Origin of the sequence: Prevotella sp. P4-67 (assembly GCF_002251325.1) — a bacterium.
Classification (GTDB): Bacteria; Bacteroidota; Bacteroidia; order Bacteroidales; family Bacteroidaceae; genus Prevotella.
The window spans coordinates 57,793-71,000 of sequence record NZ_NPJL01000055.1; the positions used below are offsets into that span (position 1 = coordinate 57,793).

General features: G+C 55.1%; 10 protein-coding genes. 7 read left to right on the forward strand and 3 right to left on the reverse strand.

The genetic code is table 11. From position 1 onward, the window contains the following. The first annotated feature begins 29 nt into the window (after positions 1–29). Positions 30–2,258 (forward strand): glycoside hydrolase family 3 C-terminal domain-containing protein, encoded by a 2,229-nt coding sequence (locus CIK92_RS08775; protein WP_254046035.1) that lies wholly within the window; start codon positions 30–32, stop codon positions 2,256–2,258. A 168-nt stretch (positions 2,259–2,426) separates the two neighbouring features. Then, complete coding sequence (locus tag CIK92_RS08780) at positions 2,427–2,963, forward strand: hypothetical protein (protein WP_144008299.1); 537 nt, start codon at positions 2,427–2,429, stop codon at positions 2,961–2,963. Positions 2,964–3,071: 108 nt separating this feature from the next. Here the strand turns inward: CIK92_RS08780 and CIK92_RS08785 are convergent, their stop codons facing one another. Both CIK92_RS08785 and CIK92_RS13785 read right to left on the reverse strand, forming a co-directional pair. Continuing rightward, the gene (locus tag CIK92_RS08785; protein WP_094388837.1) at positions 3,072–3,761 is read right to left on the reverse strand and encodes a hypothetical protein; all 690 of its coding nucleotides are present in this window, start codon (positions 3,759–3,761) and stop codon (positions 3,072–3,074) included. Positions 3,762–3,821: 60 nt separating this feature from the next. Beyond that, positions 3,822–3,971, reverse strand: coding sequence for a hypothetical protein (locus CIK92_RS13785; RefSeq protein WP_158214770.1), 150 nt, complete (start codon positions 3,969–3,971; stop codon positions 3,822–3,824). Positions 3,972–4,182: 211 nt separating this feature from the next. Here CIK92_RS13785 and CIK92_RS08795 point away from each other — a divergent pair, with 211 nt between their 5' ends. From CIK92_RS08795 to CIK92_RS08815, 5 genes are all read left to right on the forward strand, one after another. Continuing rightward, positions 4,183–5,346, forward strand: a complete 1,164-nt coding sequence (locus CIK92_RS08795; RefSeq protein ID WP_144289389.1) for a sialidase family protein — start codon at positions 4,183–4,185, stop codon at positions 5,344–5,346. Positions 5,347–5,369: 23 nt separating this feature from the next. Further along, positions 5,370–6,560, forward strand: a complete 1,191-nt coding sequence (locus CIK92_RS08800; protein ID WP_094388840.1) for a class I SAM-dependent methyltransferase — start codon at positions 5,370–5,372, stop codon at positions 6,558–6,560. 67 nt (positions 6,561–6,627) lie between these two features. Further along, a complete protein-coding gene (locus CIK92_RS08805) occupies positions 6,628–7,776 on the forward strand; it encodes an N-acetyltransferase (protein WP_094388841.1) in 1,149 nt (382 codons plus the stop codon). Next, entirely contained in the window at positions 7,776–9,755 is a 1,980-nt protein-coding gene (locus tag CIK92_RS08810) for a DNA topoisomerase IV subunit B (RefSeq protein WP_094388842.1), read from the forward strand. The genes CIK92_RS08805 and CIK92_RS08810 overlap by 1 nt, the downstream gene beginning before the upstream one ends. 25 nt (positions 9,756–9,780) lie before the next feature. Continuing rightward, positions 9,781–11,352 (forward strand): S41 family peptidase, encoded by a 1,572-nt coding sequence (locus CIK92_RS08815; RefSeq protein WP_094388843.1) that lies wholly within the window; start codon positions 9,781–9,783, stop codon positions 11,350–11,352. A 90-nt stretch (positions 11,353–11,442) separates the two neighbouring features. Here the strand turns inward: CIK92_RS08815 and xylE are convergent, their stop codons facing one another. Continuing rightward, positions 11,443–12,897, reverse strand: coding sequence for a D-xylose transporter XylE (gene xylE / locus CIK92_RS08820; RefSeq protein ID WP_094388844.1), 1,455 nt, complete (start codon positions 12,895–12,897; stop codon positions 11,443–11,445). Positions 12,898–13,208 lie beyond the last annotated feature (311 nt).

Sequence of the window (13,208 nt, forward strand, 5' to 3'; positions counted from 1 at the left end):
GTGGTAACTTTGCAGCAATTAATATAATAATGTATATGAAAAAGCTGCTAATATCGTGTTTACTCTTAATTGGAATGAACGCCGGAGCGCAGACGCTTCCGACCTATCTTGATGAAACCAAACCTGTGGAACAACGCATCGATGACGTGCTCAGCCGCATGACCCTCGATGAAAAGATAGCCGTCATCCATGCACAGAGCAAGTTCTCGGCAGCAGGCGTGCCCAGACTGGGCATTCCAGACCTCTGGACCGACGACGGCCCTCATGGTATACGCCCCAACACACTGTGGGACAAGTGGCACGACGCCGGACAGACCAATGACTCTTGTGTGGCTTTCCCCGCACTTACCTGTCTTGCCGCCACATGGAATCCCGCACTTGCCGGCGACTATGGCGTAAGCCTGGGCGAAGAAGCCCGCTATCGCAGCAAGGATGTGGTGCTGGGCCCCGGCATGAATATCTATCGCTCGCCCATCGGCGGCCGCAACTTCGAGTACCTCGGCGAAGACCCGTTCCTCGCCTCGCGCATGGTAGTTCCCTATATCCAGGGCATCCAGAGTACCGGTACTGCCGCATGTGCCAAGCACTTTGCGCTGAACAATGAAGAGGCTTTCCGCAAACGCTACAATGTGGTGGTAAGCGACCGTGCGCTGCACGAGATTTACCTCCCCGCCTTCAAGGCTGCCGTGGAAGAAGGCAAGGTATGGGCAGTAATGTGTGCCTATAACCTCTACAACAACCAGCCCTGCTGCGCCAACGACGTGCTGGTCAACAAGATACTGAAAGGTGACTGGAAGTTTGACGGTGTAGCCATGACCGACTGGGGCGTGCACACCACTACCGACGACGCCGTGAAGTATGGTCTGGACATGGAGTTCGGTACCCACACCGACGGTCTCGCCAAGGGCAAGGACAACGCCTATGAGTACTACTACCTGGCGCGTCCCTACAAGGAGGGCATCCTCTCAGGCAAATACAGCATGAAAGACCTCGACGAGAAGGTTCGCCGCGTGCTGAGACTGCACTTCCGCACAACCATGAACCGTCACCGCGCTTACGGTTTCATGTGCTCTGAAGCCCACTACGATGTGGCTCGCAAGATAGGTGAAGAGGGTATCGTTCTGCTGCAGAACAAGCGCTCGCTGTTGCCCCTCAACGCCAACGCAAAGCGCATTCTGGTGGTAGGAGAGAACGCCATAAAGCCCATGACCGTAGGTGGTGGTTCTTCATCACTGAAGGTACAGCGCGAGGTAAGTCCTCTCGATGGACTCAAGGCTCGTCTGGGCAACAAGGTACAGATAGACTATGCCCGCGGATATGTGGGCGACACCATCGTGAGCTATTCGGGCTACCGCTTCAATACAGACCTGCGCGACAACCGCCCTGCCGAAGAGCTGAAACGCGAAGCCATAGAGAAGGCCAAGGGTGCCGACTACGTCATCTTCGTGGGCGGACTCAACAAGTGTGACGGCCAGGACGCCGAAGGCTATGACCGCAAGGGTCTGGAACTGCCTTACGGACAGAACGAGCTGATAGAGGCTCTGGCAGCCGTAAACAAGAATATGGTATACGTCAACGTATCGGGCAACGCCGTGGCAATGCCCTGGCACGCCAAGGTTCCCGCCATCGTACAGGCATGGTTCCTGGGCTCAGAGGCAGGCAACGCCCTGGCAGCCGTACTCGCTGGCGACGCCAACCCATCGGGCAAGCTGCCCTTCACCATGCCCGCCAAGCTGGAGGATGTAGGTGCTCATGCGCTGAACACCTATCCCGGCACATGGCGCAAGGACAAGAAGATTATCGACCGCGAATACAAGGAGGGTCTCTATGTGGGTTACCGCTGGGTAGACCATGCCAAGACCACACCGCTGTTTGCATTCGGCTACGGACTGAGCTATACACAGTTCAAGATAGCCAACCTGCGTGCAGACAAGACCACCATGAGTCGCGACGGCAAGATAACATTCACCGTAGATGTAACCAACACCGGCCGACGCGCTGGCGCCGAGGTGGTGCAGCTGTACATCCACGACAAAGAGAGTTCGCTGGAGCGCCCCTACAAAGAGCTGAAAGGCTTTGACAAGGTCTATCTCCAGCCAGGTGAAACCCGCCAGGTGAACATTACCATCGACGTCAAGGCACTGAGCTTCTACAACGACAAGACTCAGAGCTGGACTGCCGAAGACGGAGAGTTTGTGGCTCTCGTTGGCAATGGCACCAACAACCTTAAGAACTCACTCAAGTTTAGACTTCAATAGACAATTTTTTATATAGGTTTTATTTTTTAGAAATGAAGGGTACCTTGTCGGGAGACAAGGTATCTTTTTTTTATACCCTAAAAAAAACGGCGACAGGCATTGCGTTGACGAGATATTTTATTAAATTTGCAGCGGACATTGTCTTAATTATTAACTAACACAAACATTATGAAAAAGAGATTATTAGTAATGCTGGCGCTTTTTACCATGGCTGTAGGCGCATCAGCACAAATCCAGCTGCTGTACACAGACTTCGGACGCAACGTGATTGACCGCAACAAGAAACTGTTCTGGATGGACGGTGACAGCGACCCCTGCTTTGACATCCAAAGCTACAAGAAGGGTGGCAACAAAGAGGTATTCGTCATCAGCGAAAAGGAAGACAAGAACAACAAATACAAGGTCACCATCATTCTCGACAGCAAGTCTACGCCTATAGAAATAGAGTTGAGCCATCCCCGATATGGTGTCCAGAAGTCAAAGGTAAAGACCACATCGGGCGACAAGAATGAAGACGACCGCCTCTACAAGTACTTCGGCGAACTGGCAGGCTATCCACCATCGGCAACTCCGAGTGTAAAGGGTGGTGTGCCCACCGCAAAGAGCGTGAAAGAAGATGCCGGAAAGAGTGCCGGTGCCAAGGTGGGTGATGCCGCCAAGGGTGCAGTGAACAAGGTGAAGGGCCTCTTCAAGAAAAAGAAATAGGAAACTAACGCCAGACAATATAACAAGAGCGGATGCAGGTAGCTGCATCCGCTCTTTCTGTCAGTCGGCGCACGCGGCTCTCGCGTGCGCGTATATATTAATAAGGTATTACTTCTTGACGATTTTACGGGTTACGCCGTTGGTGTACTTGACGATGGTCACGCCGCGAACGGGCTCTGCCACACGCACACCGTCAAGGGTGTAGAAGGCAGCGACAGCCGAGGGGGCCTCTACCTCGCCGATGCCGTTGGCCACAACATCGTTGCTGGTAGAAACGGCGAAGATGGCTACGCTGCGGTCATCGGAAGTCTGCTCGACGGTAACGCTCTTGATGGTCTTGGTATTGTCGGTGTTGACCGCAGACTCATAGAGCTTGAAGACATAGGCATCTATCTTTCCAGCATCACCTGCCCAGTTCTTCTTGGTGGCGATACGGCCCAGGCTGGTCACTACGGCTGCCTGGTTGGCAGCCGAGGAACTGCTACCCCAGTCGTACATGGTGATACTGCCATCGGCGGTGGTGTTGTCGGTATAGTTGATGGTCACCTTGATTTTGCTGTCGCCGTCGGCGCTGGTTCCCACGACATAGATGGACTTGGCCTTGATAGGAGTCTCAAAGACGAGCTCGCCCTGAACCACGCTACCGGGGATGACGACAGAGTTGCCAGCAATAGTGGTCTTCTTGGTGCCTTTGAGCACAAGCGCATTGAGCTGGGTGGGCATCACCTTGAAGGTGGCGCCGGTGCGTGAAGACTTGAACAAACCGTCGTCGCCACACATGGCACCATTGGTCTGCACGCTGGTGGTGAAGAAGGCGAAGCCTGAGCCGTCGATGCCCTGCAGGTCGGGTGCATCGGACTAGGTGGTAGTCTCGGTGATACGATCTTTATCCTCGCAGATGACGTCCTGGTTGAACCCACTCTTGATGGTAATGTGGGTGAAGGTCTGCTGGGCACTTGCAGCAACAGACATGCCGAACATAGCGGCAATGAGTAATGATTTTTTCATAATTGCATTGGTTTTATTATTTAGACTGACTTTAGTCGTTTTTATATAGGTTGCAGGCAGTACGCTTATGCCCTGTATGGTTTTATAGCTGCAAATATATGAAAAGACAACGTAATCGACAAATATTCCGTCAACAATTTTAGTTTCTACCCACATTTCTTTGTTCTCCGCGATAGTTTGCGTAATTTTGTGGATACAAAACATAAACCTAATGAAGACAATACGTAGAACTGTGCTTCTCTTAGGGTGCCTGCTGCACCTCTCCTGGATGTGGGCTTCGGCACCCGGAGTAACCATTTGCTATCACCCTGCAAGCAAAGGCATGTATGTGGGCTCGCCCTCCATCTGCATCATGTCCAACGGTGACTACATAGCCACCCACGACCTCTTTGCCAACGGCCAGACGGAATATAATACAGAGGTATACAAGTCGGAAGACCGCGGACTGACATGGGAAAGACAGTCGGTGGTCAAAGGGCAGTTCTGGTCGTCAGTATTCTGCATATCAGACACGCTCTACCTCATCGGTACAGACCGTGAGTATGGCAACCTGGTCGTACGCCGCTCTACCGACGGCAAGTCGTGGACCACTCCAAGCGACAGCCACCATGGTCTGCTCGCCGAGGGCGAATACCACAGCGCCCCCACTCCCGTGGTGGTGCATCAGGGAAAGATATGGAAGGCCATAGAATATGCCAAAGCACCCGCTACTACATGGCCCATGCGGTATAGCGCCATGATGATATCGGTGCCCGTGGGTGCCGACCTGCTCGAAGCCGCCAACTGGACACGCTCGGTAAACCTGCACGCCATGCCCCTTCTCAAGGAGAAGGTCTACGGATGGCTGGACGGCAACGCCGTGGTAGCCCCTGACGGCAATATGGTAGACGTGATGAGAGCCAACACGCCCAACGGAGTGACCGAGAAGGCAGCGATAATCAAGGTAAGCGACGACTGCCGCGAGCTGTCGTTTGACGACAAAGACCTGGTGGATATGCCTGGCGGCTGCAAGAAGTTTACCATCCGCTACGACTCGCTCACCCATCGCTACTGGAGCCTGGTCAACGCCGCGCCCGAGGGAGAAGGTTCCGCCACCGGTCTGTACGTGCGCAACTACGTGGTACTCATCAGTTCGCCCGACCTGCGTGAATGGACGCGCCACGCCACGCTGCTTGCCCATCCCGACATGAAGCGCCACGCCTTCCAGTATATCGACTGGATGACCGAGGGCAATGACATCATCTACGTATCGCGCACCGCATACGAAGGTCCCGACGGCGAACTCGCCCACAGCGGCCACGACGCCAACATGCTGACCTTCCACCGCATCAAAAACTTCAGACGACTGGTCAAGAAGAGCGACGGACATCCATAACCCATCACCCAGACAGAGACAACATGACCAAGAGAGTGGACGAAAAGACACTGCAGTTTGTGCGCGACCATGCCGGCGACGATGTAAGGCAACTGGCGCTCATGGGGAGCAAGCATCCCGAGGTGGATATGCCCTGGGCGCTTGACCAGATACGCGGGCGGCAGGTGGCGGCTGCCAAACTGCCGCTGCTGGCACGCATCGAGGGCATACACTATCCCGTGCATCTGTCGATGGAGCAATGCTCGTCGCAGACGGCAGCCCACTACAAACTGCGCGTGGCACGCCGCCTCATCGCCGAGGCTGACCGCGCGTCGATGACCGACCTCACGGGTGGTTTCGGCATAGACTTTCTGGCACTCTCGACCACATTCAGAAGCGCCACCTATGTGGAGCGCAACGAGGAACTGTGTGCGCTGATGCGCCACAATCTCTCAGTGCTCGGGCGCACAGCCACGGTGATGTGTACCGAGGCAGAACAGGCACTCGACGCCATCGCCCCACAGACGCTGATATACATAGACCCCGCCCGACGCGACGCCGCCGGCGGGCGCACCTATGCCATCGCCGACTGCACACCCGATGTGCTCGGGCTTGCCCCCACCCTATGCGCCAAAGGCAGATGGGTGATGGTGAAACTTTCGCCCATGCTCGACTGGCACGAGGCGGTGAGAGCCTTGGGCTGCGTGAGCGAGGTGCACATCGTCTCGGTGGCCGGCGAGTGCAAGGAACTGCTGCTCGTATGCTCGGCAGAGAGCAAGGGTGTGCCCACCGTGTACTGCGTGAACGACCGCCAAGTGTGCGTCTTCACCCCCGACGACTCGCAGCCGCGCTATCTCGACACTCCGGCTGGCGAGGGGATGTATCTCTATGAACCCAACGCATCGGTAATGAAGTCGGGACTGATGGCACAAGTATGCCAACGGTACCAGACGAGGATGATAGCCCCAAACTCCAACCTCTTTATAGGCAGCGAAGCCATACCCCGCTTTCCGGGTCGCGGCTTTCGCATCACCGCCACAACCACCCTCAACCGCAAACAGCTGCGCCGTGCCCTCGACGGCATAGACCGCGCCAACATCACGGTGCGCAACATGCCGCTCAGCGCCGTCCAACTGCGTCAACGGCTGCGCCTGAAAGACGGCGGGACCACCTATATCTTCGGCACTACCCAGCGCGACGGCAGCCATATTTTGCTCGTCTGCGAAAAAATCTGATAATTTTCTGCAGCAATCTCCGTTTAATTTACTATTTTTGCATATTAATGATATCCACCATAATAATATGTCAAATATAGTAATCAAGCGTGTGGAAAACAAGAAAGACCTCCGTACTTTCATCGATTTCCATTACGATTTATATGCAGGCAACGCCTATGACGTGCCCAACCTCTACAGCGATGAATTCAACACTTTGAGCCGCGACCGCAATGCCGCCTTCGACTTCTGCGAAGCCGAATACTACCTTGCCTATCGCGACGGACGCCTGGTGGGACGTGTGGCAGCCATCATCAACCACCGTGCCAACGAGCGCTGGGACCGCCAGGACGTGCGCTTCGGATGGATAGACTTCGTCGACGACATCGAGGTGACGCGCGCGCTGCTCCAGGCTGTCGAAGACTATGGCCGCGAGAAAGGCATGAAGAGCATCGTGGGTCCGCTGGGCTTCACCGACATGGACCCCGAGGGTATGCTCACCATGGGTTTCGACAAACTGGGTACCATGCCCACCATCTACAACTACCCTTACTACCCCGAGCACATGGAGCGTCTCGAGGGATGGAGCAAGGACAACGACTATGTGGAGTATTTCCTCGAAGTGCCCGACCAGATACCGGAGAAATACTCAAAGATAGCGCAGATGATTGAGAAACGCTACAATCTGCACGTGCGCAAGCTCACCCGCAAGGACATATTCAAGGGCGGATATGGCCGCAAACTCTTTGAACTGGTCAACGAGACCTACAAAGACCTCTATGGCTTCTCCGAACTTACCGACCGGCAGATAGAACAATACATAAAAATGTATCTGCCACTGGCTGACCTGAGCCTCATCACGGTCATCGAGGACGGCAACAACGACAACAAGATGGCCGGAATGGGCATAACCATCCCCTCGCTTTCCCGCGCGCTGCAGAAATGCCGTCGCGGCCGCCTCTTCCCCTTCGGTTGGTACCACCTGCTGCGTGCTATAAAGTTCCACAAGACCGAAGGCGTGGACCTGCTGTTGATGGGATTTCTGCCCGAGTACCGTGCCAAGGGAGCCAACGCGCTGCTCTTTGCCGACCTCATCCCCCGCTACCAGGCCTACGGCTTCAAGTGGGGCGAGAGCCAGGTAGAAATGGAGTCTAACGAGGGTGTGCAGAGCCAGTGGGGTCCATTGGCTCCTACCAACCATAAGCGCCGCCGCTGTTACCGCAAAACAATAGAATGATGAAAGAAGACGAAAAAGAGACATTGCCCGTCGTGGACGGACAGAACGAAGCCCCCGTCGACTATACCGACGACAATATACGCCATCTCTCTGACATGGAGCACGTGCGCACGCGTCCCGGTATGTATATCGGTCGTCTGGGCGACGGCAATCTGGCCGAAGACGGCATCTATGTACTGCTCAAAGAAATCATAGACAACTCTATAGACGAGTTCAAGATGAAGGCGGGCGACCGCATCGAGGTCGATGTCATGGACAATCTGCGTGTGAGCGTGCGCGACTATGGCCGCGGCATCCCCCAAGGCAAACTCGTAGAGGCAGTGAGCGTGCTCAACACCGGCGGCAAGTATGACTCCAAAGCCTTCAAGAAGAGCGTGGGGCTCAACGGCGTAGGTGCCAAGGCGGTGAACGCACTGAGCAGCCGATTCGAGGTACGCTCCTATCGCGACGGACTCGTGCGCAGTCTGGTCTTTGAGCGTGGCATCCTCAAGAGCGACACCACCGAAGAGACTCAGGACGAACACGGTACTTACATCTACTTCGAGCCCGACAACACCCTCTTCAAGAACTACTCGTACCACGATGATATCGTCGAGACCATGCTCCGCAACTACACCTACTTGAGTTCGGGGCTTACCATCATGTATAACGGCCGACGCATACGCAGTCGAAACGGACTGGAAGACCTGCTGACCGACAACATGACCGTCGAGGGCCTCTACCCCATCATCCGCATCAAGAACGAGGACCTCGAAATAGCTTTTACCCATACCAACCAGTATGGCGAAGAGTACTACTCGTTTGTCAATGGCCAACATACCACGCAGGGAGGTACTCACCAGTCGGCGTTTAAGGAACATATTGCCCGCACCATCAAAGAGTTTTTCAACAAGAACTATGAATACACCGATATCCGTAATGGTCTGGTGGCTGCCATCGCCATCAACGTGGAGGAACCGGTGTTTGAGAGTCAGACAAAGATTAAGTTGGGAAGCACCCTGATGGCTCCCAACGGCGAGTCTATCAACAAGTGCGTGGGCGACTTCGTCAAGAGAGAGGTGGACAACTATCTGCACATCCACACCGATGTGGCCGAAATCATCGAGAACAAAATCAAGGAGAGCGAGCGCGAGCGCAAGTCGATGGCAGGTATCACCAAGCTAGCCCGAGAGCGTGCGAAGAAAGCCAATCTGCACAACCGCAAGCTGCGCGATTGCCGTATACACTACTCTGACGCCAAGGACGAGCGCAAGGAGGAATCGAGTATCTTCATCACCGAAGGCGACTCTGCCAGCGGCAGTATCACCAAGTGCCGCGATGTCAACACCCAAGCGGTATTCTCACTCCGCGGCAAGCCACTCAACTCATTCGGACTCACCAAGAAGGTGGTATATGAGAACGAGGAGTTCAACCTGCTGCAGGCGGCGCTCAACATCGAGGAGGGACTTGATGACTTGCGCTACAACAAGGTCATCGTGGCTACCGATGCCGATGTCGACGGTATGCACATCCGTCTGCTCATCATCACCTTCTTCCTCCAGTTCTTCCCCGACCTCATCAAGAAGGGCCATGTCTATGTTCTGCAGACGCCATTGTTCAGAGTACGTAACAAACGCAACAAGATAAAGAACAAGAAGGTAGTAGAAGCCGAAGGCAAGTCTGCCGGCAAGGGCAACAAGGACTATGTGGTAAGGTTCTGCTACAACGAGGAAGAGCGTCTGGCAGCCATCGCCGAGCTGGGACCTGAGCCCGAGATTACCCGATTTAAGGGACTGGGCGAGATAGACCCCGACGAGATGGCCCACTTCATCGGCCCCGACATCAGACTTGAACAGGTGACGCTCCACAAGAACGACCAGGTCAAGAAACTGCTGGAATACTACATGGGAAAGAACACTATGGAGCGCCAGAACTTCATTATCGACAACCTCGTAGTCGAAGAAGACGTTCCCGAGCCCGACTCTGCACCACTCGATTAATCACATCCTTATATTATATATAGTTATGAAACGAATGTTGATTATAGCCATCCTGTCGGCTATAACCTCTACCCTTATGGCGCAAAGTCTGTTTGCCAAGGGGACATACAATCCTTACGACAAGATGCGCAAGGCCGCCTTGGCCATCAGCGCACTCTACGTGGACACGGTCGACGACAACAAACTGGCAGAAGACGCCATCCGCGGCATGATCGAGAATCTCGACCCACACTCGAGCTACTCTACCGCCAAGCAAGCGCGCGCCTTCAACGAATCGCTGGGCGGGTCGTTTGACGGCATAGGCGTGCAGTTCAACATCTCTGCCGACACGCTGCTCGTCATCAAGCCCGTGGTCAAAGGCCCGTCAGAGAAGGTGGGTATCATGGCAGGCGACCGCATCATCAGCGTCAACGACACAGCCATAGCCGGCGTCAAGATGGACCAGAGCGAAATCATGCGTCGGCTGCGCGGCAAGCGAGGCACCATGGTACGGCTGGGAGTGGTGCGCAGAGGCATTGCAGAGGTACTCTACTTCGACGTGAAGCGCGACAAGATACCCCTCAACACCATCGACGCAGCCTATATGATACGTCCACAGGTGGGATATATACGCATAGGCAGTTTCGGGGCATATACCTACAAGGAGTTCATGGACGCGGTGAAGAAGCTCAACAAAGAGGGGATGAAGAACCTTATCCTCGACCTTCAGGAGAACGGCGGCGGCTATATGCTGAGCGCCACGCAGATAGTCAACGAGTTTCTGGGCAAAAACGACCTCATCGTCTATACCGAAGGACGCAATGACAAGCGACGCGAATATCATGCCGACGGCAACGGCAAGCTGCGCAAAATCAAGGTAGTGGTCCTCGTCAACGAGTTCTCTGCCTCGGCGTCAGAAATCGTCAGCGGTGCGCTGCAAGACCAGGACCGCGGAGTCATCGTGGGACGTCGCACCTTTGGCAAGGGTCTCGTGCAGCGCCCCATCGAGTTCCCCGACGGTTCGATGATGCGTCTTACCATCGCCCACTACTACACCCCGTCGGGCCGCTGCATCCAGAAGCCTTACACCAAGGGCAACGCGGTAGACTACAACAAGGATATCGACACCCGCTACAAGCACGGCGAGTTCTACAGCGCCGACAGCATCCACTTTGCTGACTCGCTGAAGTACCAGACGCTGCGCCAGCATCGCACGGTCTATGGCGGCGGCGGTATCATGCCCGACTACTTCATTCCCCTTGACACTACGCAGTACAGCCAGCTGCACCGCAAGATTACGGCAGCCGGCGTGGTGGTTCCGGCTATGGTCTCCTGGCTCGACAGTCATCGCCGCGAATTGGGCGAGCGCTACCCCACCTTTGCCGACTTCAACGCCCGCTTTGAAGTGCCCCAAGAGCTCTTTATGAAGATAGAGGAAGAGGCTGGGAAGAAGGATATCAAGCCCCGTGATGACGAGGAGCTGCGCGCCACGCGTCGCACGTTGGGCCTGCAAATCAAAGGGCTCATTGCCCGTGACCTCTGGGATATGAGCGAGTACTTCCACGTGGTCAACGAGAGCAGCCCCGCCGTCAAGCAGGCGCTCAAGTTGTTCAAGTAGTATCACCACCCCCATAAAGTCGAAAGCGGCGGGAGAAACCAGTGCAGTTTCTCCCGCCGCTTTGTCTTTGGTCGTGTCAGAGATGACCGCCTACCGCTCCTTGCGCCACAGGCGGTTCATATCCTCAAGGGTCTTGCCCTTGGTCTCAGGCACCAGTCGCCATACGAAGACGGCGGCGAGGATGCAGATGACTCCGTAGAGGCTGTAGGTGAACATATATCCCATGCTGTTGGCCATAGGTACAAAGGAGGTCGAGACTATCCAGTTGAAAATCCACTGGAACGCCACAGCTATGGCCACGGCAGCACCGCGGATGGTGTTGGGGAACACCTCGGCGATGAGCACCCAGCAGATGGGACCCCAGGAGTACATGAAGGACACCGAGTAGAGCATGATGCTAATCATACAGAGCAGCTTGAGCTCTGCCACGCCGAAAGTGAACGCCACGCCGATGGCGCCGAGCGCCATACCGAGCGAGCCGGCGATGAGCAGCGGCTTGCGGCCCAACTTCTCGACCGTGAAGATAGCCACGCAGGTGAAGCCAAGGTTGAGCACGCCGTTGAAGACGGTGAGCTTCATCGGGTTGTCAAATCCCATCGCCTCATAGATGCGCGGCGCATAGTAGAGCACGGCATTGATGCCTATGGCCTGCTGGAATACCGACAGCATGACGCCCACCACGATGCACATGACGCCATATGTGAAGATGCGCTCGGTCTTCTGGGTCACCGTGTTCTTGATATCTGCCAGCACGCGGCGCGCCTCGTCGGCACCGTTGATGCGCGCCAGCACCCGCTCGGCCTTGTCGTCCTTGCCCACCATCACGAGGTAGCGCGGAGTCTCGGGCACCAGACAGATGAGTACGGCGAAGAGTCCGGCGGGCACCATCTCGGAGCCAAACATATAGCGCCAGCCCGTCTCGATGGCCCAGGCAGCCTCAGTGCCATTGACGATTTCGTTCATGCCGCTTCCCACGCTCTGGATGAGCGGTGCGATGTGGTCGCCGAGGATGAAGAAATTGACGAAGTAGACCACCAGCTGACCGAAGATGATGGCAAACTGGTTCCAGCTGACCAGCATGCCGCGGATGCGGCTCGGCGCTATCTCGCCGATATACATGGGGCACACAGCCGAAGCCAATCCTACGCCCACACCGCCGATGATGCGGTAGATGTTGAACACCACCAGCAGCGTAAGGTCTGGCTTGCCCACGGGGAGTATCATGCTCTCCGGGCACATGGACCCCCACGCTGAGATGAAGAACATGATACCGGCAAGGATAAGCGTGCGCTTGCGGCCGAGGCCGGTGGCAAGCACACCCGAAAGCGCAGAGCCGATGATGCAGCCTATGAGCGCGCTCGAGCTGGTGAACCCGTGCCAGAAGTCGGTATACGTGAAATCGGTAGCACCCATAAAGAATGCCTGGAGCCCCTTCTCGGCTCCGGAGATAACTGCGGTGTCGTAGCCGAAAAGCAGTCCGCCAAGCACAGCCACCATGACGATGCTGACGAGATAGCCACGGCTACCCCCATTGGTTGTTTCCATAACAATGTTGATTTAATTGACTATATTTTTTATTTAGGTTTTATTGGTTGCAAAGATAATCATTCTTCGGATGATGGCAAAATAAGTCGGGCTATTTTTTAGTGGTAATGTCATAATTGCCAGCGTCTAATACACGCCCACGCCAAAGAGCGGCGCGATGACGGTAAAGATAAACTCATGCCCTGAAAAGGTGAAATCAAGTTGTGCAATGATTATTTCCAACTCTGAAAAGATGAAATCAAACTCTGCGAAGATGAAATCAAACTCTGCGAAGATATAATCGGTGATGGCGGAGCACATTCAGCCCAAAG